The following is a 22,977-nucleotide window of genomic DNA, read 5'->3' as shown; positions in this document are numbered from 1 at the left end:
TTCTTTTCCTCACGCGCGAAGCCCATTGGCGCGGGATTGGTGTTAACACGCAGTGTCGTCAAATCATAAAACAATGTCACCAAAAACGAAATCTGTATCTCCGGATTGCCGTATCTTCGCCTCACTGTTCCATTTCCTGACGCGTCGACATGTGCCTGACGCGGAAGTAAAAACATCCAACTATTTCTGGAGGAAACGATGCAATTTCTCGACGACTCGCTGCACCCGGAGAATCAGGACAAGGTAGTCATCACGACGGCTCCGTACGGCCCGGAATGGATGCCGGAAGACTTTCCTGAAGATATTCCAGTGACGATGGACGAGCAGATCCAGAAGGCCGTCGACTGCTACGAGGCCGGCGCAACGGTGCTGCACCTGCATGTGCGCGAGCTGGATGGCAAGGGCTCCAAGCGCTTGTCGAAGTTCAATGAACTGATCGCGGGTGTGCGTGCGGCCGTGCCGGACATGATCATCCAGGTGGGCGGCTCGATCTCGTTTGCACCGGAAGACGACGGCCAGGCCGCGAAGTGGCTGTCCGACGACACGCGTCACATGCTGGCCGATCTCGACCCGAAGCCCGATCAGGTGACGGTCGCGATCAACACCACGCAGATGAACATCATGGAGTTGCTCTATCCGGAATACCTGGAAGGCACGTCGCTGGCCAATCCTGCGCTCATGGCAGCCTACAGCGAAATGACGGTGCCCGCGGGTCCGGCCTGGGTTGAGGAACACCTGCGCCGCCTGCAGGCATCGGGCATCCAGCCGCACTTCCAGCTTACCGGCATCCATGCGCTCGAAACGCTCGACCGCCTGGTGCGCAAGGGCGTCTACAAGGGGCCGCTGAATCTGACGTGGATTGGCATCGGCGGCGGCTTTGACGGTCCGAACCCGCACAACTTCTTCAACTTCGTCCACCGTGCGCCGGACGGCGGCACGGTCACGGCCGAGTCGCTGCTGAAGAACGTCCTGCCGTTCAACATGATGGCGATGGCCATGGGCTTGCACCCGCGCTGCGGCATCGAGGACACGATCATCGACCAGCACGGCAAGCGCATGAGCTCGGTGCAGCAGATCGAGCAGTGTGTGCGCGTAGCGCACGAACTGGGCCGTGAAATCGCGAGCGGCAAGGAAGCGCGCGAGATCTACAAGATCGGTGTGCAGTACAAGACGGTCGATGAGACACTCGCGGCCAACGGCATGGCGCCGAATCGCAAGGCAGGCGTGAAGAACCTGCCGCTGCGCGCGGCGTAACAGGGTAGTGCCCGCCATCGGCATGACAGCTCGTGCCGATGGCGGTTGAAGAAGGAGGCTCCTCCGGCGCGCCTGGGGGAGCGACACAAAAATCGGCCCCTTTTGTCCGTCATGGGAAAAGGGCGCTGGACACGTGAGACGCGGAGGAGACGAAATGCTTTTACAGCATGCTGAGCCCACAACGGGCGATGTTTCGGCAACACAATCGGACATACCCGTCTACGCATGGGTGGTGTGCGCGCTCACGATCGGTCTGCTGCTTTCCGACTATATGTCGCGTCAGGTTCTCAACGCGGTCTTTCCGTTTATCAAGTCCACGTGGAACCTCTCTGACACGAAGCTCGGCTCGCTCAGCAGCGTCGTGGCGCTGATGGTTGGCGTGCTGACCTTTCCGCTTTCGGTGCTCGCGGATCGCTGGGGCCGGGTAAAGAGCATCGTACTGATGGCGGCGCTGTGGAGTCTCGCGACGCTCGGATGTGCGATCTCGACCACTTATGGCGAGATGTTGCTCGCGCGTGCGTGCGTCGGGATTGGCGAGGCGGCCTACGGAAGTGTGGGCATCGCGCTCGTCCTGAGCATTTTTCCGCCGCGTCTGCGCGCCACCCTCACCGCCACTTTCATGGCAGGCGGCGCGTTTGGCTCCGTGATGGGCATGGCGCTGGGCGGCGCCGTCGCGTCCAGCCTTGGATGGCGCTGGTCGTTCGGCGCCATGGCCTGCGTCGGTATCGCGCTCGTTGTGATTTACCGTTGTGTTGTCACGGAGAAAAGGCTGGCTTCACTGCAACCGGCGATCACCGCGCAGAAGGGTAACTTTGGCGTGCGCATGAGCTTTCGCGCGCTGATGAAGGGGCTGTTTTCCACGAAGTCCGTCGTTTGCGCCTACGTGGGCAGCGGTATGCATCTGCTCGTTCCAGCGGCCGTATGGTCCTGGATGCCGAGCTTCCTGAATCGCTATTACGGCATGGCACCGGGCAAGGCAGCCGTACATGGCGCGGTATTCGTGCTCGTGACCGGCCTTGGCATGATCGCGTGCGGAAGCCTGGCCGACCGTCTTAACAGGAAGGGTGTACAAAGAAAGTGGATGACCGCGATTGTGTACTGCCTGTTGTGCTGCGTCCTGCTCGGCGTCGCGTTCCATCTGCCGGCCGGCCGGTTGCAGCTCGTTCTGATCGGTTGCGGCATGTTCTTCTGTGCTGGTGCGACGGGGCCTTCGGGTGCGATGGTGGCGAACCTGACCCCGCCGTCGATCCACGCATCAGCATTTGCCACCCTGACACTGGCTAACAACCTGCTGGGGCTTGCGCCCGCGGCTATTCTTACGGGCATCGTCGCAGACCGGATCGGTCTGCTGGGCGCCTTGCAACTGGTTCCGTTTGCATCGTTGCTCGCGGCGGTCGCGTTTGCCATCGGCCGTTGCAGCTACAAGCGCGACCTTGACCTCGTGAATGCACTGCGTGAGAAGGCCTCGCTCTGAGCGGCTTCCTTGCAAACGGCGCATCCCCTTTCTGTAAATCAAGAAACAAACTGGAGAACGAATCATGGCGAAAGCAGTCCGCTTTCATGAAGCCGGTGGCCCCGAAGTCCTGCGTTATGAGGACGTTGAAGTCGGTGATCCGGGCCCGGGGCAGGTTCGCCTGCGCCATGAGGCAGTGGGCCTGAATTTCGCGGACACCTATTTCCGCTCCGGACTGTATCCGGTTCCACTGCCTGCCGGCATGGGTGTCGAGGCTGCCGGTGTGGTCGAAGCAGTGGGCGAGGGCGTGACGAACGTCGCGGTAGGCGATCGTGTCACCTACACGGGTTTTATCAACACGCTTGGCGCCTACAGCACGGAGCGCCTGTGTCCGGCGGCACCGCTGATCAAGCTGCCCGAAGGCATAACCTGCGAGACGGCGGCGGCCATGACCATGCGTGGCCTGACCTCGTCGTATCTGATGCGGCGCATCTACGACTTCAAACCCGGCAATACGATTCTGCTCCATGCTGCCGCGGGCGGCGTCGGGCTGATCGTCTCGCAATGGGCCAAGCTGCTGGGGCTCACGGTGATCGGCACCGTCTCGAGCGACGCGAAGGCGGAAGTCGCCCGCGCGCACGGCTGCGACCACACCATCAATTACAGCCATGAAGATGTTGCCAGGCGCGTGCGCGAGCTGACCGACGGCGTCGGGGTCAATGTGGTTTTCGACAGTGTCGGCAAGGATACCTTCGAAGCCACTCTGGATTCGGTCAAGCGCCGCGGCCTCATAGTTTGCGTCGGCACGGCATCGGGGCCGATTCCGGCATTCAATCCGCAAATCCTGGCAATGAAAGGGTCGCCGTATCTGACCCGTCCCGCGCTCGCCGACTACATCGCCGACCCCGCTGAAAAAGCAGAACTGGCCGGGGAAATCTTCGGCCACGTTGCGGCTGGCCGCATCAAGATCGAGATCAACCAGCGCTATGCGCTCGAGGATGCCGCACAAGCGCACCGTGATGTCGAATCGCGCAAGACAACGGGTTCATCAGTCTTCGTCATCTAAGGAGGGCGCCATGCTTGTCGAACAACTCAACAACGCCATTGGCGCCGAACTGGTGGGCGTCAAACTCGCCGACGCGATCCACGACGATGGCCTCTTTGCCGAGATCCGGGCGAACCTGCTCAAGCACCGTGTCCTGTTCCTGCGCGATCAGGACATTAGCCGTGCTGAGCATGTCGCTTTCGCGCGCCGCTTCGGCGAGCTGGAAGACCACCCGGTCGCAGGCAGCGATCCTGAGCATCCGGGCCTCGTGCGAATCTACAAGTCGCCGGACCAGCCCAACGACCGCTACGAAAACGCGTGGCATTCGGACGCCACGTGGCGTGAAGCCCCGCAGTTCGGCGCCGTGCTGCGATGCGTGGAATGCCCGCCCATTGGCGGCGATACGATGTGGGCGAACATGGCGCTCGCGTATGAGAACCTGCCTGCGCATGTGAAGGAGCAGATCGCCGACCTGCGCGCACGCCACAGCATCGAGGCGAGCTTTGGTGCGGTGATGCCGATCGAGAAGCGGCATGCCTTGAAAGCCCAGTATCCCGACGCGGAACATCCGGTCGTGCGCACGCACCCCGAGACGAGCGAGAAAGTGCTGTTTGTCAACGCGTTCACGACGCACTTCACGAACTACCACACGCCGGCGCGCGTGCGCTTCGGCCAGGACGCCAATCCGGGCGCGTCCGACCTGCTGCGTTATCTCATCAGCCAGGCGTACATCCCGGAGTACCAGGTGCGCTGGCGCTGGAAGCCGAACAGCATCGCAATATGGGACAACCGCTCCACGCAACACTACGCGGTGATGGATTACGCGCCGTGCCATCGCAAGATGGAGCGAGCCGGGATCATTGGCGACAAGCCGTACTAACCTGAAGGAATCAGCGTCGTGACGCTCAATACCGCCCCTACCGTACTTATCGTGCCCGGCCTGCGTGACCACGTGGCCGAACACTGGCAGACACTGCTGCAGGCTCGCCTTTCCAAAACGGCTTCGGTGCCGCCGCTCGAGCACGACAAGCTCAGCTGCGCGGCGCGCGTCGCGGCGCTGGACGAGGCCATCGCGAAGATCGATGGCCCGATCGTACTGGTCGCTCACAGCGCCGGCGTCATGATTACCGCGCACTGGGCACAGCACCACAACCGCACGATCCAGGGCGCGCTGCTCGCCACGCCGGCGGACCTGGAAAACCCCATGCCCGCCGGTTATCCGACGCTGGACGTGCTCGAAGAACACGGGTGGCTTCCGTTCCCGCGCAAACCGCTGCCGTTTCCGAGTATTCTCGGCGCCAGCCGCAATGATCCGCTTGCCGCGTTTGATCGCGCCGCCAGCATGGCAGCGGACTGGGGCAGTCGTCTCGTCGACCTCGGCGATGTTGGGCACCTGAATCCCGCAGCCGGTTATGGCGAGTGGCCGCAGGCAGACATCCTGATCCGTGAGCTTCTCTGACATGGACGGTGCAACGAAAGCGGAGCAGGGCGCGGCAGTGCGCAATAACGCGTCGGTGACGGTCGATGTCCACTTCGATTTTGTCTGCCCGTGGTGCCTGATTGGCAAGCGCAATCTCGATACAGCCGTCAGCCGCCTCGCAAGCTTGCGTCCGGACGTCAGTGTCAAAGCGCGGTGGCACTCGCATCAGTTGCTGCCCGATACGCCTGTCGGCGGGGTCCCTTATCAGGCGTTCTATGTGGCCCGTCTGGGGAGTCCGGGCGCGGTCGCTGCACGGCGCGCGCAGGTTCAGGAGGCCGCTCGCGCAGCCGGCATCGAACTGGCGTTCGACAGGATCGAGGTGATGCCCAACACACGGGCTGCGCACAAACTTGTTGCCTGGGCCACAGCCGCAAACACAGGCGCGGCATGTAAGCCGGCGTTGCTGATCGACCGGTTGTTCACCGCCTATTTCATGGACGGTGAAGATATCGGCAACCCGGACGTGCTTGAGCGAATTGGTCTCGCGTGTGGCCTCGACGCTGCGGGCCTCGCTGACCATCTCACGATGTCACGGCGAGAAGGCAACATTGCGTTGCCGCGTTCACCGCAGGCTGACGACGTCAGAGGCGTGCCGCATTTTGTGGTTAATTCGGCACTGTCGCTGTCCGGGGCGTACTCGCCCGGCGCGATCGTGGACGCCATGTTGCGTTCGATCGGTGATCAGGAGAACAGATAATGTCACGCCAGATCCCGGTCGGATCAGCCGATGAACTCACGCCAGGACAACGCAAGCTAGTCTTCGTTGACGGTCGCAGTGTCGTGCTCTTTAACATCGACGGTGCGCTCTGCGCCGTCGAAAACTCTTGTCCGCACAATGGGGCATCACTTGCAGGTGGCCAACTCGAAGGGCACCTGCTGCGCTGCCCCGCGCACGGCCTTCGTTTTGACGTCGCGACCGGTTGCATGCCGGGAAAAGGCGGGTTGAGTCTTGCAACGTTTCCCATCCGGAACGTCGCCGGTAAGCTCGAACTCACCGTCGGCGACGCCCCGGCAGGTCCGTGTCACGCGCAGCTAAGCTGAATCTGGAATAATCAGGAAGGTACTCATGCATGGATTGATGATGCAGCAACCGCTGCTGGTCGCGTCGCTCCTCACACACGCCGAACGGCATCACGGCGGGCAGGAAATCGTGTCGCGACGAGTCGAAGGCGATATTCACCGATATTGTTATCGCGATCTCGCGCAACGCGCCCGAAAGCTGGCCAATGCACTGGCCGGGCTCGGGATTAACCAGGGTGAGCGCGTCGGTACGCTGGCATGGAACGGCTACCGCCACATGGAACTGTATTTTGCGGTGTCGGGTTCCGGTGCCGTACTCCACACGCTCAACCCCCGGTTGCACGTCGATCAGCTTGCCTACATCATCGATCATGCCGAAGATCGCGTTATCTTCTTCGACTTGACCTTCCTTCCGTTGATCGAGTCTGTCGCATCGCGTATCAAGAGCCCGAAGGTATTCGTCGCGATGACCGATCGCGCAAACATGCCGGCCAAACACGATCTGCCGATCATGTTGCTGTGCTACGAAGATCTCATTGACGGTCACAGTGATGACTTCGCGTGGCCGCTCATTGACGAGAACCATGCGTCTTCTCTGTGCTACACGTCGGGGACCACTGGCAATCCGAAAGGGGTGCTGTACAGCCATCGTTCAACGATTTTGCACACCTATGCAGCGGCATTGCCCGACTCGCTGAACTGCTCGGCACGCGACGTGATCCTTCCGGTCGTCCCCATGTTCCATGTGAACGCGTGGGGGCTGCCCTATATCGCATGCATGGTCGGCGCCAAGCTCGTGTTCCCCGGCCCCGCTCTCGACGGAAAATCGCTCTATGAGCTGATCGAGGCAGAACAGGTCACGCTCTCCGCCGGTGTGCCGACCGTCTGGCAGGGGTTGCTTCGACATGCGGCCGAGCGTGGCACGACGTTTACCTCCATGCGCCGCACCATCGTGGGCGGGGCGCCATGCCCGACGGCCATGACGACGGAATTCCAGGAGCGTTACCAGGTCGACGTCCTGCACGCATGGGGGATGACGGAACTGAGCCCGGTAGGCACGGTTTGCAGTTTCAAAGCGCACCACCTGTCGTGGCCGACGCCGCAGCGCTACGCCGTCCAGGCAAAGCAGGGCCGCGCCGTGTTCGGCATCGACATGAGAATTGTGGGCCCGGATGGCGAGGAGTTGTCATGGGACGGTCAGGTGACCGGCGACCTGCAGGTGCGTGGGCCGTGGGTGACGTCAGGATATTTCGGCAGCGAAGATGCGTCGCCGCTGTCCGACGGCTGGTTTCCGACCGGTGACGTGGCGAAGATCGATCCCGACGGCTTCATGCAGATCACCGACCGCAGCAAGGATGTCATCAAGTCAGGCGGCGAATGGATCAGCTCAATCGACATCGAGAACGTGGCGTGTCTGCACCCGGAGGTCGCGAGCGCAGTGTGCATCGCCGCAAGGCATCCGAAATGGGACGAGCGCCCGTTGCTGCTGATCGTAAAAAAGCCGGAGAGCGCGCTTGAAACCGACGAGCTGCTCGAATTTTTTGACGGCCGGGTGGCGAAGTGGTGGAAGCCCGATGCCGTTGTATTTGTCGATTCCGTTCCGCTCGGCGCAACCGGCAAGGTGCTCAAGAACCAGTTAAGGGATCAGTTCAGCGACTACTACCTGACGGCTTGACGCGGCCCGCAAGAGTAACGGCAGCCTGATTCGGTCCAAGAGGATATCGCCGTGCTTTGATAATCATATAGCCGGCCTCGCGCCGTTCCGGTTCGCGGCTGGCGTCATCAGTTGTGCAGTGCGCTGGTACCTTCGTTTTCAATTGAGCTTGCGCGACATTGAAGAGTTGCTGTTTGAGCGCGGCGCAATCGTGAGGTAGCTACCTGCTGATCCGCGCTGCGGCGGCGCGGCTACGACACCCGTACCGAGATCACCGGCCACGGATTCCAGGCGATGGCGCGCACAATCCTGCACGAGGAACTTGAGCAGAAGCCGGAAAAATCCGGGTTCCCGGCCTGGAACCCCTGACACCGAACACCGCAGTGATTCCCCGCTCGGTATTCCAGAAACGCATACCAGCGCATCGAATATTGATTGTTCATAGGCTCCTCGCATCACTAGACTGACGGGATGCAATTCGTGCATTGACGGCGCGGATCTGGTTACTTAAGTGGACGGAATATTTGATGAGTACAGAAATCCAGGGTCAGGTGGTGGCTGATAAAGCGAAACCGCGCGGGCGGTTTCCCCATGTGGTTCGCGCCGGCGATTTGCTGTTTATCTCCGGGACGAGCTCCCGTCGACCGGATAACACGTTTGTTGGGGCATCGGCGGATGCAATGGGTACATCGAAGGTCGACATTCGTGAGCAAACGCGCGCCGTCATCGAAAACATCGGGGACATTCTCAAGTCGCAAGGTGCGGATCTTTCCAATCTGGTTGAGATTACGACATTCCTCGTCAACATGAACGACTTCGGTGCGTACAACGAAGTGTATGGCGAGTATTTTGACGAAACCGGCCCGGCACGCACGACGGTGGCGGTGCATCAATTGCCCCATCCATTGTTGACGATCGAGATCAAGGCGATTGCCTATCTGCCGCGTACCTGAGTGGATGCTCACAAACAGAAATATCAGGAGATGCTGGAATGTTGGTGCATGGAAAGCCACTAAATTTTCGCAAATGGATTGAAGACAACGCTCATTTGCTTAGACCGCCTGTTGGAAATCAGCAGGTCTATCAGGACGCAGATATTCTTGTGACGGTTGTCGGAGGACCCAATCACAGAACCGACTATCATGACGATCCCCATGAGGAATTCTTCTACCAGCTCATTGGCAACGCGTATCTGAATCTGATTGTCGACGGCAAGCGAGAACGGGTCGATTTAAACGAAGGAGATATCTTTCTCCTGCCTCCTCACGTACGTCATTCACCGCAGCGTCCGGAATCCGGCAGCGCCTGTCTGGTGATCGAGCGCCGGAGAGCGCCCGGTGTGGTGGACGGCTTTGAGTGGTACTGCGAAAACTGCGACGGATTGGTCTACCGCGCGGAAGTGCAGTTGAACAGCATTGTGAACGATCTCCCGCCGCTCTTTTCGTCGTTCTACGAGTCCGAGGAAAAGCGAACGTGTCCTCATTGCGGCACTGTCCATCCGGGACGAGAAGCGGGAAGTCACACGCGCTTCTGAGCGTCACCTTAAGACGAACGACATGGGCGGTCAGTGTGCCTATTCGTCAGCGGCTTTCCTCCGATTTTTCGCTAGGGCTTTTCGCACCTGTGTCCCGCCGAGGGGCCAGGTGTGTTTTTTTGCCTCCCGGATGCGACGTATCTCGTCACAGTACCAAGGCACTGATATTCCTGTTTTGCATACACGTAGCCGAAGGTTTGATTATCGCGCCCAATTTCGTCCCTCTAGACTCGATACATCGGTGTCTATAGAAAAACGCCAATGCGGTTCGACCATGCCGAACGTGAGTCGCGGCGGAGTGCCGACGGGCCGTAAATCGAATTCATTTCTACGATGAGACAGGAGACAAGATGATTGCGGATACGCTAACCGGCGCGCGACCCACTCAGACTACGCGGCGTGAGGAAATCAAGGTAGTGGTGGGAGCGTCCGTGGGAACCGTGCTCGAATGGTACGACTTCTTCCTGTACGGCAGCTTGGCCATTTTCTTCAGCAGCCACTTCTTTCCCGCTGGCAGTGCGACGGCTGGCTATCTTGCCTCGCTCGCTACCTTTGGCGTTGGCTTCGTTATCCGGCCGCTTGGGGCCGTTCTTTTCGGCCGTTTCGGCGACAAGGCGGGCCGTAAGGCTACGTTCCTGGTGACGATTATCGTCATGGGTACATCGACCGCAGGAATCGGAGCATTGCCGTCGTTTCAGGCTATCGGCTGGGCTTCGCCAGTCCTTCTTGTCTCGCTTCGTATGCTCCAGGGGCTGGCGCTCGGCGGCGAATATGGCGGTGCCGCGACCTACATCGCCGAACATTCGCGTGCTGATCGTCGAGGATTCACAACGGGTTTCCTTCAGACGACCGCAACGTTGGGATTTCTGCTGTCACTCGGTGTCACGCTCGTCTGCAAGGCCTTCGTATCGACGGAGGACTTTGCCTCGTGGGGCTGGCGCCTGCCGTTCCTGAGCTCTCTGATCCTTCTTGCTATCTCGACGTACATTCGCACCAAATTGTCGGAGTCGCCAGTATTCGCAAAGATGAAGGCCGAACATCGGCTGTCGGCATCTCCTTTGAAGGACAGTTTTCTCGTCTGGCAGAACGTGCGCTCGATGCTCGTTGTGCTCTTTGGCGCGCAGGCCGCCGTTGGGCTGATCTGGTACACCTGCAATTTCTACACGCTATATTTCCTGACGACGACTCTCAAAGTGCCGACAGGGCAAGCATATGGTTTCGTTGTCGTCATGCTTGTATTTAGCCTTCCTCTTTATGTGATGTTCGGGTGGCTCTCGGACAAGATCGGGCGAAAGTGGATCATATTGACGGGATGTGGATTGGCCGTGCTCACGTTTCTGCCCATCTACACGAATCTGTCGAAGGCCGTTAATCCGGCACTGGTCGCTTTTCAGCAAACCGTACCCATTCGGTTGGCGGCGAACAACTGTAGCTCGGGGTTGTTCAGCACGCCGGTGTCTGCATGCGATCGCGCTCGCGACTACCTCACGCAGGCTGGACTTTCATATCAGGTCGAGGCTGGGGCTCAGGACGGCACGCTCGTTACGCACTTTGGTAACCTGGCAATAGGCGGCTTCGAGCCGACCGCATACAAGAAAGCGCTCACCGTTGCCGGGTATCCAGTCAGCATGGACATCAAACGGGTGAACCGCCCGCTCATGTTCGGGCTCATCGCGATGCTGATGATCTGGGGCGCCATGGCTTACGGTCCGATGTCCGCTTACTACGTGGAGCTGTTCCCGGCGAAAATCCGCTACACGTCTATCTCTGTGCCATATAACATCGGTGCGGCGGTATTTGGCGGGCTGGCGCCATTCATGTCGACGGCAATCGCGGTCAAGACTGGGAACGTCTACTACGGCTTGTGGTACGCAATCATTGTTGGCGGCATTGCCGTTCTCATCGGCGCGATCTTCATGAGAGAAACGAGAGGCCGCGACGTCGCGGAATAACGTTCCCGGCTGGGGTTGGCGAAGAAGCAGCTCCATCCAGTAAGGAGCGGGAGTCGACAAAGGGTAGTAGCGAATCAGAGGGACGGAGGGGAGAGTGACTCATATTGCAATGTCGGGTCTGACGGAAATGCAGAAGTACTGGCTTATCACCGGAAGCGTTGGTCCGCGTCCCATCGCCCTGGTGACGAGCCTGGCCCGCGACGGTTTGTGTAACGCCGCGCCATTCAGCGCCTTCAACTATATGGGCGAGGATCCGCCGCTATTTGCGATTGCTGTGGTTCGCTATGGCTCGGAAAGTCATCGATTGGGAGAGGAGAAGGACACCCTCCTGAACATCAAGGAACGCGAAGAGTTCGTCGTGAATATGGTGGACGAGCCAATAGTGGAGCGCGCGGTGCAATGCGGTAGCGACTTTCCATCTCACGTATCTGAACCGGAGGCCGTCGGCCTAACGCTTGCCCCCTCGACCCTGGTGAAGGTGCCGAGAATCGCGGAGGCCCCGATTTCGTGGGAATGCCGCCTGTTCAGGATTCTGGACATTACGAACCAGCGGGCGATTGTTTTCGGTGAAATCCTTGCTATGTATTTCCGCGAGGACCTGATCGACGAGGAGAAGCTCCGGGTCCGCGTCGACAGGTTTGAGCCGTATGGCCGGCTCGGCGGTCCGAACTACTGTCGTACAACCGACCGCATACGCCTGCCCGTGCCAACGTATCTTTCGTCGGCCGGCGTGCCCCGCGAGTAGGAGCACGCCAGTCGCGCAAGCATTGCGGCGTCACACCAGATTTCGACCAGCGCGACAAACATCTGACGATAAATTTCGAATATGACGATTGCCTTGGCCGGACTGGCGTTCCTTACAGTGTTAACATGTAGGCTCCCCAGCAAGGGTTCTATCGCCATGCAACAGCACCGACTTAGCCAGATTGGATTGAGCCGCAGTCTGAAACTGAGCCAGCTGCTGATCTTCGACCGCGTCCTCGAAACCGGCTCGATCTTGCATGCCGCGCAGGAAATGCGGTTGAGCCAACCCGCGGTGACGAAAGTCATCCAGGAACTGGAGATAAGCTTTCAGGGCGCCTTGTTCGCCCGGTCCAATAGAGGCGTCGTACCAACCGATCTCGGGCGGGTCGTTGGCAGGCGAGTCAAGTCTTTGCTCGCCGAATTCCGGCATATGACCGAGGAGGTTGATCAATTCCGGTTCGGCGGGGCGGGCCACATTGTCGTTGGAACGCTGATTTCCGCCTCCGCTCATCTGTTGCCGGCCGCGATTACAAAGCTTAAAGAACGTTCTCCAGACGTGCTGGTTACCGTCAAGGAGGGGCCGACGGCGCAAATGTTTCCAGCGCTCGCGACCGGCGAGGTCGATATCGTCGTAGGTCGTCTTCCCGAAGTAGAGTTGCCATTATCCGACGCATTTCCTCTAACGCATCATGCCCTCTTCGAAGACTCGCTCTCCGTTGTAGTTGGCAGTGGGCACGACATCGCCCGGGCTCCCAATACGTCTCTGCGCGATCTTGCAACGATGCCGTGGATATTGCCAACGACAGAGTCTCCGTTGCGAGCCGCTGTCGAGAAGATGTTTCGAGCTGCGGGACTGCAGTTGCCATCGGATCTGGTTGAATCACTATCTGTATTAACGAACCTTGGGTTGCTTCTCGATGCGCCTCGGGTTGGCGTCATGCCGCATGTCGCGGCGATCCAGTTCGTGCGATCCGGCTTGCTGCGTATCCTCGATATTCGTGAGACAGGATCCTTTGGAACGGTGGGATACTCGGTACGTTCGAAGAAGGTACTCAGCCCCGCCTGTGAAGCGTTTATCGAATGCCTGCACGCTGTTGCCAAATCCTAAAGCGAATACGTTGGGCGCGCTCTGCTATTCCGTATCCGTATATCCAGCACCTGATGTTTGATTATCCAGCCGCGAAAAGCTTGCCTACACTGTCTGTAACTCAAACAGATAGCAGGAGTGCAAGTGAATTCCAACGTCTACGCGCAGGCTGCTTTGCCGAGTCGCCTGCGGCACTTTGTTGACGGCGCGTTCGTCGATTCGACTGAAACCTTCGCGAATCTAAGCCCGATTGATGGGCGTGAACTTTCGCGTGTCTGCGAGGCGGATGTCGCTGTTGTAGAGAACGCAGTTCGCGCGGCAAAGCAAGCACAAAAGGGACCGTGGGGAAAGCTCGGTGCGTCGGAGCGTGCCGACTGGCTGCACAAGATTGCGGATGGCATCGAGGCACGGTTTGACGATTTCGTTGCTGCCGAGGTAGCAGATACTGGGCGCCCGATCAATCAGGCGCGTACGCTCGACATTGCGCGCGGTATTGCAAACTTCCGTACCTTCGCTGATCTTGTCCGGACCTCGGGCGGTGAGTTTTTCGAAACATCCGGTGCTGAAGGCAGCGAGTACATCAACTACGTCACGCGCAAACCGCTTGGTGTTGTCGGTATCATTTCGCCGTGGAATCTCCCGCTGCTTCTGTTCACCTGGAAGGTCGCACCCGCGCTCGCGATGGGTAACTGCGTCGTCGCGAAGCCTTCTGAAGAGACGCCCACCTCCGCGACCTTGCTTGCGGAAGTCATGCGCGACATCAACTTGCCGGCTGGCGTGTTCAATCTCATTCACGGTCATGGAGCCGATGCGGCAGGCGAGTGGCTCACGCGTAACCGCGATATCGACGCAATCACGTTCACAGGCGAATCGAAGACGGGCAGCGCGATCATGAAGGCGGTCGCGGATGGCGTGAAAAACGTCTCGTTCGAGCTCGGCGGAAAGAACGCAGCAGTGGTTTTCGCGGACGCCGATTTCGACGCGGCGGTGGATGGCGTGATGCGTTCCAGTTTTACCAACGCAGGACAAGTCTGTCTCTGTTCTGAGCGCGTATATGTTGAGCGGCCGATCTTCGAGCGCTTTGTCGCAGCCTTGAAGGCGAAAACGGAGACGCTCAAGCTTGGTTCCCCCTACGAGGAAGGAACCACGACCGGTCCACTGATTTCAAAGGGGCATCGCGACAAGGTTCTGAGCTATTTCAGGCTTGCCGTCGAGGAGGGCGCCACGGTCGTCACGGGCGGCGGCGTGCCTACTTTTGGCAACGCATGCGACGATGGCGCCTTCGTCCAGCCGACCATCTGGACTGGACTCGCTGACACCGCACGCACCGTCACAGAAGAAATCTTCGGTCCGGTTTGCCACATCGCACCGTTCGACGGTGAGGACGAGGTCGTCGAGAGGGTGAACAACAGCGCGTACGGTTTAGCCGCGAGCGTGTGGACTTCGCATCTTGCGCGTGGGCACCGCGTTGCACGTCAGATTGAAACCGGCATCGTATGGGTCAATGCATGGTTCGTTCGGGATCTGCGCACGCCGTTTGGCGGGGCCAAGCTGTCGGGCTTCGGTCGTGAGGGTGGCCGTCATTCGATGGACTTCTATTCTGAGTTGACTAATGTTTGCGTCAAGGTGATCTAAATGACGAATTCGTTCAGTGCGTTGCAGTCCATTGCCGACAAGCTCTGGAATGCGCAGAACAATAACCCGTTTCAACCGATCGCGCCTGTCCGTGGCGCAATCGAGCAACTCGGCGGTGACGTGCTTGAGAACGCTTACCGCGTTCAGCAGATCAATACGCAGCGTCAGGTTGAAGCCGGTTCGCGCATCGTGGGCCGAAAGATCGGCCTGACTTCCAAAGCTGTGCAGACGCAGCTTGGCGTCGATCGGCCGGACTTTGGTGCGCTGTTCGACAATATGGCGTATTGCGATGGTGAAGAGATCCCGTTCGCGCGCACGCAGCAGCCGAAGGTGGAAGCCGAGATCGCCCTGGTGCTTGAGCATGATCTGCTTCACGAACACCACACTGTTGCGGACATTCTGCGCGCGACAGCTTTTGCGCTGCCCGCGATTGAAGTGGTCGGCAGCCGCATCGAAAACTGGGACATTCGTCTTGCCGATACGGTGGCCGACAACGCCTCTAGCGGGTTGTTCGTTTTAGGAACGTCTCCTGTGAAGCTGGGCGACTTCGATATCGTGGAATGCGGGATGCTGATGGAACGCAAGGGTGACCAGGTTAGCGTCGGCGCCGGTGCCGCGTGCCTCGGAAATCCGATGAACGCGGCGATCTGGCTTGCCGACACGATGGTCCGCTTCGGTGCGCCGCTGCGGGCCGGGGACGTCGTTTTGACCGGCGCGCTAGGTCCGATGGTCACCGTTGAACCTGGCGACGTGTTCACCGCACACATTGAAGGCCTCGGTGTGGTCCGCGCCCTGTTCTCTAACCAGTCTGAGGCTCTCTGATGAAAGACAATGCTCGTATTCCCGTCGCCGTTATCGGTTCGGGGAACATCGGTACCGATCTGATGATCAAGATTCTGCGTCATGCGAAGCATCTGCGGATGTCGGCCATGGTGGGGATCGATCCTGCTTCAGACGGTCTGGCGCGTGCCGGCCGCCTCGACGTCGCGACGACGGCCGAAGGCATCGACGGCCTCGTTGCCATGCCGCAATTCAAGGACATCAAGATCGCTTTCGATGCGACTTCCGCAGGCGCGCATCATCGCCATTTCGACGTTCTCGCGAAGCACGGTGTGACGGTCATCGATCTCACGCCTGCGGCAATCGGCCCATTCGTCGTGCCGGTAGTGAACCTCGACGAACATCTGGATGCACCGAACATCAACATGGTGACCTGTGGTGGGCAGGCGACGATTCCGATTGTGAAGGCAGTATCGCGCGTCGCGCCTGTGCACTACGCGGAAATCGTGGCATCGATTTCGAGCCGTTCTGCTGGGCCTGGTACGCGCGCCAACATCGACGAATTTACGGAAACGACGTCGCGCGCAATCGAAACAGTCGGCGGCGCAAAGATCGGTAAGGCAATCATTGTCCTGAATCCTGCCGAACCCCCGCTCATGATGCGCGACACGGTCTACTGCCTGGTCGATGAGGATGCGGACCGCGAAATGATTGACGCGTCGGTACACACGACGGTCAAGGACGTTGCGGCCTATGTTCCAGGATACCGCCTCAAGCAGGCGGTGCAGTTTGACCGCGTACCGCTGCCCACTCAATTTGCCGGCGTGCGGCAAGCGCAGGGATTCGGTTTGAAGGTCAGCGTGTTCATCGAGGTTGAAGGCGCTGCGCACTACCTGCCGTCCTATGCCGGAAACCTCGACATCATGACATCGGCCGCAGTGCGCGCTGCGGAACATATTGCGGCCACACGGCTTGCCGCGTGATCGGAGAAGAGCATGACGACCAATAAGCGGAAAATAACCGTCTCTGACGTGACCCTTCGTGACGGCATGCATGCCATCCGTCACCAGTACTCGATCGAACAGGCGATTGCGATTGCCACTGCGCTCGACGATGCGGGTGTCGACAGCATCGAAGTCGCGCACGGCGATGGTTTGTCGGGTTCCAGCTTCAATTATGGTTTCGGCGCCCATACCGATCTCGAGTGGATCGCCGCTGTCGCGGAAACAGTCAGGCGAGCCAAGGTAGCAACGCTCCTTATTCCGGGTATCGGCACGATTCACGATCTGCAGGCAGCATACGATGCCGGTGCGCGAGTCGTGCGGATTGCAACCCATTGCACCGAGGCAGATATCTCGAAGCAGCATATTGAGTATGCCCGCAAGCTTGGGATGGATACCGTCGGATTCCTGATGATGTCCCACCGTACCGACCCGGTTTCGCTCGCGAGGCAAGCGAAGCTGATGGAAGGATACGGTGCGCAATGCGTCTATGTGGTCGATTCCGGAGGGGCTCTGAATATGACCGAAGTGGCCGAGCGCTTCCGTGCCTTCAAGGACATACTTGATCCAGCGACTGAAACAGGCATCCACGCCCACCACAATCTTTCGCTAGGTGTCGCGAATTCGATCGTTGCGTTGGAAGAGGGCTGCGATCGTGTTGACGCATCGTTGACGGGCATGGGTGCGGGTGCTGGCAACGCACCTCTCGAGGTGTTCGTCGCTGCGGTGGACCGGATGGGCCTGAACCATGGCTGCGACGTCAAGAAGCTGATCGACGCAGCCGACGATATCGTCCGTCCGCTCCAGGAGCGGCCGGTTCGGGTTGACCGCGAAACGCTGGCGCTTGGCTATGCCGGCGTGTACTCCAGTTTCCTACGCCACACCGAAGCGGCTGCGGCGAAATACGGCCTCTCGGCGTTCGACATCATGGTCGAACTGGGCAAGCGGCGCATGGTGGGCGGCCAGGAAGACATGATTGTCGACGTTGCGCTTGATCTTCTTCGACAGGGCGAAGCGGCTGCGGAGGTGCAGCAATGAATATTGCATCGGCCGCCGAGCGCGTTGACAGCGCAGCGCTTAACGCAATCGCAATCGAGCAGATAAGCGCGAATGAGCCATTCTCCGTGCAGGAGGCCTACGAGATTCAACGTGCGTCGATTGAGCGCCGGCGGCAACGGGGCGAACACACGATTGGTCTGAAGCTGGGCTTCACCAGCCGGGCAAAAATGGTCCAGATGGGCGTCGATAGCCTGATCTGGGGTTGGCTAACGGATTCGATGCTTGAGGAGGATGGGGCGCCGGTTGACCTCGGACGCTTCATTCACCCGCGTGTCGAGCCGGAAGTCTGCTTCCTGACGCGACGCGATATCACCGGCCCGTTGACAGCGCTCGAAGCGCTGTCCTATCTGGAGGCGGTGGCCCCTGCGATGGAGATCATCGATTCCAGGTATCGTAACTTCAAGTTCTCGCTTGAGGACGTCATCGCAGATAACTGTTCGTCCTCTGGCCTGGTGGTTGGCGCGTGGTCGACCCGGTTCGACAACCTGCGAAATGCGGGCGTGTTGATGCGCTTTGACGGTCGCGATGTGCAGGTTGGCTCGACGGGCGCCATTCTTGGTAATCCGCTTCGCGCGATCGTTCACGCGTCCCAGCTAGTGGCCGATGCGGAAATCGTGCTGCCTGCGGGAACGCTCGTAATGGCTGGGGCGGCAACGGCCGCCCAGGCGCTCACCGGCGGCCTGCACGTACAGTGCTCGGTCTGCGGACTGGGCCGCGTGGAGTTCACGACGCGCAAAAATGCCTGACTGGCTTAGCGCAACAGTCGGATTAGAGGATCCAGGCTATGACAAAACGAATTGATATGCACTCCCACTTCTTTCCGCTGATTACACAGGAAGAAGCCGCGAAGCTTGACGCCGACAATGCCCCTTGGCTCGCTCCCACTGCGGACGGTGAGACCGGAATGATCATGGCCGGCAATCGACCGTTCAGGCCTGTGACCAGGCCACTGTGGGATCCCGCACGACGCATCGAAGAGATGGATCAGCTCGAACTGGATATTCAGGTCATGTGCGCGACTCCGGTGATGTTCGGCTATCGATATCCTGCGAAAACCGCACTCGATTGGGCTCAGCGCATGAACGACCGGGCGCTCGAAATCTGCTCATTCGCTCCGCGTCGATTGAAGACCCTTGCGCAAGTGCCTCTGCAGGACGTTGAGCTCGCCTGTGCGGAGGCCTCACGGGCGCATGCGGCCGGCCATCATGGGGTCCAGATCGGAAATCACGTAGGACCACGGGACCTCGACGATGGTGATCTCGTTCAGTTCCTCACGCACTGCGCAAACGAGGGCATTCCTGTACTCGTTCATCCATGGGACATGATGACCGATGGCCGCATGAAGAAATGGATGCTTCCGTGGCTCGTGGCAATGCCTGCGGAAACGCAACTGAGCATTCTGTCTCTGATCATGTCGGGTGCATTCGAGCGCATTCCTCGCAATCTGAAACTGTGCTTCGCTCATGGAGGCGGCAGCTTCGCGTTCCTGCTTGGCCGCGTGGACAATGCGTGGCGCGAGCGTGACATCGTCAGAGAAGATTGCCCGAACCTTCCGTCTTCGTACGTCGATCGATTCTCAGTGGACAGCGCAGTGTTTGACGAAGGTGCGTTGCGAATGCTTGTCGAGGTCATGGGCGCTGAGCGTGTGATGCTAGGTTCCGACTACCCATTTCCGCTCGGCGAACAGCAGATTGGTCATCTGATCGACGGGCACGCTGGGTTGAGTTACTACGCGAAGCATCGGCTTTCGAGCGCGAACGCACGAGAGTTTTTCAATCTGGCCGACGAAGCCGTTACCGTTGCCTGATTTTGACGGAGGGCAGTGATGTTACCCAAAGGTGAGAACAAGGAAGCATTTTTGACCATTGTGCATGGGCTTTGTGGCGCCATTCGTGGAATGCCCCTCGACGAAGCGCTGGCAACGTATCTGAACAAACACTATGGCGTAGGCACGGAAAGCTTCGAGAAATTGTCCAGCCTGATGCTGCTTGGTGTGGAAGAAGGCTGGACCGCCTACGTAGAGATCGAAGGAGCTGAGTACCGGCGCGGCCGTATTTCGGAACCCGGCTTTGACACTGCAGGCATGAGTGTCGAGAGCGGCCTGTTGCGTGACGTAAAGGGACAGTACCACTGTCACACGACTGGAGAGATCGACATGATCATTCCGCTCGAGCCCGGTGCGAATTTTTGCGGTGCTGGTGCCGGGTGGGTGGTCTATCCGCCGCTCAGCGAGCACTTCCCTACAGTGCAGGGTAGGGCGTTGATGTTGTTCTTTCTGCCTGACGGCAAGATTGAATACAAAGCGCCTCCTCCATCACTGCTTGACCGGTGAATTCAACCGAATACGGAGAACGTATACCCATGACGATCAAGATCCTTGCCCTGAGCGGAAGCAGCCGTCGAGGTTCCTACAATCAGCGAGTACTTGATGTTTCCGCCCGCGGCGCATTCGAAGCGGGAGCCGATGTCAAGACGATTCGTCTCGCGGACTTCAAACTGCCTCTTTACGATGCGGACGAGGAAGCGGAGCATGGTTCTCCCGATAGTGCACAGGCATTACAGAAGTTGGTTGCGCAACACGATGCACTATTGATTGCGACGCCAGAATATAACGGCGGATACACGGCGCTGCTCAAGAATGCGATTGATTGGATCAGCCGTCCCTGTCCGGACGGCTCGCCGGGCACAGCGTTGTTTGCCGCAAAAATTGCCGCGCTGGTCTCGGCGTCCCCCGGACAGCTAGGTGGTCTTCGATCCCAGACGGGCATGCGCACAGTACTCGAGAAACTTGGCGTGCTGGTCATTCCAGGGTCTTTCGCGTTGAGCGCGGCCCACGAGGCGTTCACGGAGAATGGCGGAATGAAAGACGCCAACGCAGAGAGACTTCTATTGGCCGTAGGAGAGAGGCTGGCACGCGCGGCGTCGCGCCTGAAATAAGCACAAGAAGGCTTGGCGATCTCTTCGCCAGGTCTTTTTCAGACTTGGGTCCGAGTCCCGCACCAAAATTACCGGCCACGGATTCCGCTTGTCCAGGGCAGGGGAGCCACAATGGGCGATTCCTGAAAGCGAAGACGCGCAGACAGGTCTGCGCGTCTCGAAGCTAATACCTCAGCAGACCAAGGACTGGCAGACACCAAGTGGATCAACAGTACCCCGCTGCAATCAGTCCGCTTAATTTACGAGCCGAAATACACCGGCTTCATTCCATCATTTGCATCTGGACGGACTGAGCCCTGAATTTTGTGGCCCACGCGAGAGACAGCGCTGCGGAACGAACGCAGTTGATGATGGGTGCCCGACGCTGACGTGCCATCAGCGACGCCGCCAAAATCGGTAGCAGCCCCGTTTGCAGGGTTCACGCTAGTTTGTGCAACCTGAGTATTGGTTGGGGTGACCGCTAGCTTCGATCGAGCGAAAGATGGGACAACCGGAATTGCAAGGGCAACTGCGACGATGAGCGATTGAGCGAGTTTCATGATGCTGACCTTTAGACCTTGTTTCTCCGCAAACACCCGTTTGCGTTTCAGTGCTTGCAGTCTAGGCGGGAGGCTGTTTGAAATTAAGCTCCCGCAGAACAAAAGTATGTTGTCGAATCGGTGAAGCCGACATCGCGAAGCGCTGCTGCAACGCTCGCATCAAGGGAACGGTGATTTTCTGCGGCGTTGAGGGCGCGGTCCATTCCTGCGGGGAATGACTGTTATCTATGGCGCCCATCTTGTTCTGGAGCGCCTTGGGCTTCATCATCTACTCGCGCACAATGCGCAGCCACGATTCGTACAGCACCACGCTGTACTCGCACTCGGACCGCTATCGCGGCGTGTTCGGGCAGCGCGATGTGGTGTTCGTGAACCAGCGCGAGTTGAAGAGGCGAGGCTTGCGTCCAGGCGAGCGCGTCGACATCGCCGTTTTTCGAAAAAGCATGTGGAGGGCTTCTGGTTGTGCTTCTTGCAAGAGTTTGGCCCGACTGAATCGGTGTCGCCGACAGTGCAAGAGGCCCGCCTCGTTCGTTTTCTACGTTCGGTAGTCGGCGTCGGCGTGGCGCACCTGGCCAATACTGCGCAAGCAGTGGACGGCAGCGATCTGCCGGACTGACAACGGACCTTCGACGAGAGAGCCACATGAAAGCGATTGAATTGCGTCAACTGCGCTACTTCTCGATTCTTGCGCGGGAACTCCATTTCGGCCGGGCGGCCGACCTCGCGTCGATAACGCAATCTGCGCTTAGCCAGCAGATTGCGAAACTGGAAGAACTGGTGGGCGCACAATTACTGAACCGCGACCGGCGCGGCGTGACGCTGACCGCTTCGGGCGAGGCTCTGCGGAACAGCGCCGACGCCATCTTCGCTCAGGTTGAGCGCGCGTTGCGTGAGGCGCAGGATGCCGCGGGCTATAGAGAATCCAGGATCTCGATCGGTCTGGTCGAGTACGCGAATCTGCCATTTATTCCGCCTGCGCTCATTCGGCTGCAGGCACTCTATCCGGACATCACGATAGAGCGCCACGAGATGAACCCGGCGCAGCAGATCACCGCGCTGGCGAAGAAACATATCGATATCGGCTTTGGCGCATTGGTCGACGCTGCGCCAGACAGCGACGACGTACTGCTTCAGCCGCTGCTCGAAGCACACTGGGTCTTGTTGATGCGCAGCGATCACCGACTGGCAAACGTCGACTGTCTGAACCTTTGCGATCTTGCGCAGGAGCGACTGATCGGCTCGGCACGTGCGGTCAATCCGCCGCTTTATGACTCGATCGTTGCTCAATGCCAGCAAGCTGGCTTCACGCCGAACTTCATCTATGAAACGACGCAGGCACAAGTTGGCGTCACGCTCATCGAACAAGGGCTCGGCGCAATGATCGGCACCACATATCTATTCTCGTCGCTTCCAAAAACTTTGCACTACCGGCAGATCAGCGGACTCGAGCCCGTAACAGTCCAGATGCTGTCACGCACAAACGAACGCAATTCGCTGATACTTGACTTTCTCGATCTGGTGACTGAAGAAGCGCGTTACGCGCAAACCCGCGCTACGGCGCTTCGCACCTCGGGTTGATAGGCAGCGCTTAGGTCGACTCGATCGTAGCGCATTTCCAAAGCGCCGGGCTCTGAATCTCCAACCGGGCGCATCTCGCGATAAGCACGCGGTTCGCTTCACGCGTCGGGTCGATTAGCGCTAGTAATCGGCCTTGCAAGTATTTCGAATTGGCTAATACCGATGATGTCATCCAAACTTCTCCTCAACGCACGAGCGGCTTGATGAATAGGTGGACCACCGTCG

At 59.1% G+C, this 22,977-nt stretch carries 24 protein-coding genes and 1 pseudogene; 23 read left to right on the top strand and 2 right to left on the bottom strand.

Going from position 1 to position 22,977, the window contains the following annotated elements; all coding sequences use genetic code 11:
• The first annotated feature begins 198 nt into the window (after positions 1–198).
• The 22 genes and pseudogenes from GNZ12_RS35760 (at position 199) to GNZ12_RS35660 (ending at position 20,635) form a co-directional block, all read left to right on the top strand.
• Positions 199–1,254 (top strand): BKACE family enzyme, encoded by a 1,056-nt coding sequence (locus tag GNZ12_RS35760; RefSeq protein WP_172316680.1) that lies wholly within the window; start codon positions 199–201, stop codon positions 1,252–1,254.
• 154 nt (positions 1,255–1,408) lie between these two features.
• Positions 1,409–2,728 carry an MFS transporter gene (locus GNZ12_RS35755; RefSeq protein WP_172316679.1) on the top strand — a complete coding sequence of 440 codons (1,320 nt, stop codon included), beginning with the start codon at positions 1,409–1,411 and terminating at the stop codon, positions 2,726–2,728.
• 64 nt (positions 2,729–2,792) lie between these two features.
• On the top strand, positions 2,793–3,773 hold the full coding sequence (locus tag GNZ12_RS35750; protein WP_172316678.1) for a quinone oxidoreductase family protein: 981 nt from the start codon (positions 2,793–2,795) through the stop codon (positions 3,771–3,773).
• A gap of 10 nt (positions 3,774–3,783) precedes the next feature.
• Positions 3,784–4,632, top strand: a complete 849-nt coding sequence (locus tag GNZ12_RS35745; protein ID WP_172316677.1) for a TauD/TfdA dioxygenase family protein — start codon at positions 3,784–3,786, stop codon at positions 4,630–4,632.
• A gap of 18 nt (positions 4,633–4,650) precedes the next feature.
• Entirely contained in the window at positions 4,651–5,211 is a 561-nt protein-coding gene (locus GNZ12_RS35740; protein WP_172316676.1) for an RBBP9/YdeN family alpha/beta hydrolase, read from the top strand.
• Positions 5,198–5,929 (top strand): DsbA family oxidoreductase, encoded by a 732-nt coding sequence (locus tag GNZ12_RS35735; protein WP_328806113.1) that lies wholly within the window; start codon positions 5,198–5,200, stop codon positions 5,927–5,929. Before GNZ12_RS35740 ends, GNZ12_RS35735 begins: the two co-directional genes overlap by 14 nt.
• Complete coding sequence (locus GNZ12_RS35730; RefSeq protein WP_172316675.1) at positions 5,929–6,273, top strand: Rieske (2Fe-2S) protein; 345 nt, start codon at positions 5,929–5,931, stop codon at positions 6,271–6,273. Before GNZ12_RS35735 ends, GNZ12_RS35730 begins: the two co-directional genes overlap by 1 nt.
• A 25-nt stretch (positions 6,274–6,298) precedes the next feature.
• Positions 6,299–7,927, top strand: a complete 1,629-nt coding sequence (locus GNZ12_RS35725) for a 3-(methylthio)propionyl-CoA ligase (RefSeq protein WP_172316674.1) — start codon at positions 6,299–6,301, stop codon at positions 7,925–7,927.
• Positions 7,928–7,994: 67 nt separating this feature from the next.
• Positions 7,995–8,120: pseudogene (locus GNZ12_RS45660) on the top strand (IS6 family transposase); the annotation flags it as partial.
• Positions 8,121–8,433: 313 nt separating this feature from the next.
• Positions 8,434–8,859: a RidA family protein gene (locus tag GNZ12_RS35720; RefSeq protein ID WP_172316673.1), complete on the top strand. Its 426-nt coding sequence runs from the start codon at positions 8,434–8,436 to the stop codon at positions 8,857–8,859.
• Between the two features lie 38 nt (positions 8,860–8,897).
• Complete coding sequence (locus GNZ12_RS35715; RefSeq protein WP_172316672.1) at positions 8,898–9,440, top strand: 3-hydroxyanthranilate 3,4-dioxygenase; 543 nt, start codon at positions 8,898–8,900, stop codon at positions 9,438–9,440.
• Between the two features lie 350 nt (positions 9,441–9,790).
• Positions 9,791–11,392: an MFS transporter gene (locus tag GNZ12_RS35710; RefSeq protein WP_172316671.1), complete on the top strand. Its 1,602-nt coding sequence runs from the start codon at positions 9,791–9,793 to the stop codon at positions 11,390–11,392.
• 94 nt (positions 11,393–11,486) lie between these two features.
• Positions 11,487–12,137, top strand: a complete 651-nt coding sequence (locus GNZ12_RS35705; protein WP_172316670.1) for a flavin reductase family protein — start codon at positions 11,487–11,489, stop codon at positions 12,135–12,137.
• A 156-nt stretch (positions 12,138–12,293) separates the two neighbouring features.
• A complete protein-coding gene (locus GNZ12_RS35700) occupies positions 12,294–13,244 on the top strand; it encodes a LysR family transcriptional regulator (protein WP_172316669.1) in 951 nt (316 codons plus the stop codon).
• Between the two features lie 123 nt (positions 13,245–13,367).
• Positions 13,368–14,858, top strand: coding sequence for a 2-hydroxymuconic semialdehyde dehydrogenase (locus GNZ12_RS35695; protein ID WP_328806112.1), 1,491 nt, complete (start codon positions 13,368–13,370; stop codon positions 14,856–14,858).
• A complete protein-coding gene (locus tag GNZ12_RS35690) occupies positions 14,859–15,680 on the top strand; it encodes a 2-keto-4-pentenoate hydratase (RefSeq protein WP_172316668.1) in 822 nt (273 codons plus the stop codon).
• The gene (locus GNZ12_RS35685; protein ID WP_172316667.1) at positions 15,680–16,621 is read left to right on the top strand and encodes an acetaldehyde dehydrogenase (acetylating); all 942 of its coding nucleotides are present in this window, start codon (positions 15,680–15,682) and stop codon (positions 16,619–16,621) included. The genes GNZ12_RS35690 and GNZ12_RS35685 overlap by 1 nt, the downstream gene beginning before the upstream one ends.
• A 12-nt stretch (positions 16,622–16,633) precedes the next feature.
• Positions 16,634–17,677 carry a 4-hydroxy-2-oxovalerate aldolase gene (dmpG, locus tag GNZ12_RS35680; RefSeq protein ID WP_172316666.1) on the top strand — a complete coding sequence of 348 codons (1,044 nt, stop codon included), beginning with the start codon at positions 16,634–16,636 and terminating at the stop codon, positions 17,675–17,677.
• Positions 17,674–18,444 carry a 2-keto-4-pentenoate hydratase gene (locus GNZ12_RS35675; RefSeq protein WP_172316665.1) on the top strand — a complete coding sequence of 257 codons (771 nt, stop codon included), beginning with the start codon at positions 17,674–17,676 and terminating at the stop codon, positions 18,442–18,444. Before dmpG ends, GNZ12_RS35675 begins: the two co-directional genes overlap by 4 nt.
• A gap of 38 nt (positions 18,445–18,482) precedes the next feature.
• Entirely contained in the window at positions 18,483–19,505 is a 1,023-nt protein-coding gene (locus GNZ12_RS35670; RefSeq protein ID WP_172316664.1) for an amidohydrolase family protein, read from the top strand.
• Between the two features lie 18 nt (positions 19,506–19,523).
• Complete coding sequence (locus GNZ12_RS35665) at positions 19,524–20,030, top strand: 4-hydroxylaminobenzoate lyase (protein ID WP_172316663.1); 507 nt, start codon at positions 19,524–19,526, stop codon at positions 20,028–20,030.
• Positions 20,031–20,059: 29 nt separating this feature from the next.
• Positions 20,060–20,635, top strand: a complete 576-nt coding sequence (locus GNZ12_RS35660; protein WP_172316662.1) for an NADPH-dependent FMN reductase — start codon at positions 20,060–20,062, stop codon at positions 20,633–20,635.
• A gap of 239 nt (positions 20,636–20,874) precedes the next feature.
• Here the strand turns inward: GNZ12_RS35660 and GNZ12_RS35655 are convergent, their stop codons facing one another.
• Positions 20,875–21,174: a hypothetical protein gene (locus tag GNZ12_RS35655; RefSeq protein WP_172316661.1), complete on the bottom strand. Its 300-nt coding sequence runs from the start codon at positions 21,172–21,174 to the stop codon at positions 20,875–20,877.
• Between the two features lie 61 nt (positions 21,175–21,235).
• Positions 21,236–21,442 carry a hypothetical protein gene (locus tag GNZ12_RS35650; RefSeq protein WP_172316660.1) on the bottom strand — a complete coding sequence of 69 codons (207 nt, stop codon included), beginning with the start codon at positions 21,440–21,442 and terminating at the stop codon, positions 21,236–21,238.
• 374 nt (positions 21,443–21,816) lie between these two features.
• Here GNZ12_RS35650 and GNZ12_RS35645 point away from each other — a divergent pair, with 374 nt between their 5' ends.
• Complete coding sequence (locus tag GNZ12_RS35645; protein WP_172316659.1) at positions 21,817–22,752, top strand: LysR family transcriptional regulator; 936 nt, start codon at positions 21,817–21,819, stop codon at positions 22,750–22,752.
• Positions 22,753–22,977 lie beyond the last annotated feature (225 nt).

The sequence above is a fragment of the Paraburkholderia solitsugae genome (genome assembly GCF_013177695.1).
GTDB classification, from domain to species: Bacteria; Pseudomonadota; Gammaproteobacteria; order Burkholderiales; family Burkholderiaceae; genus Paraburkholderia; species Paraburkholderia solitsugae.
This window is presented reverse-complemented; position numbering and strand designations above follow the sequence as displayed.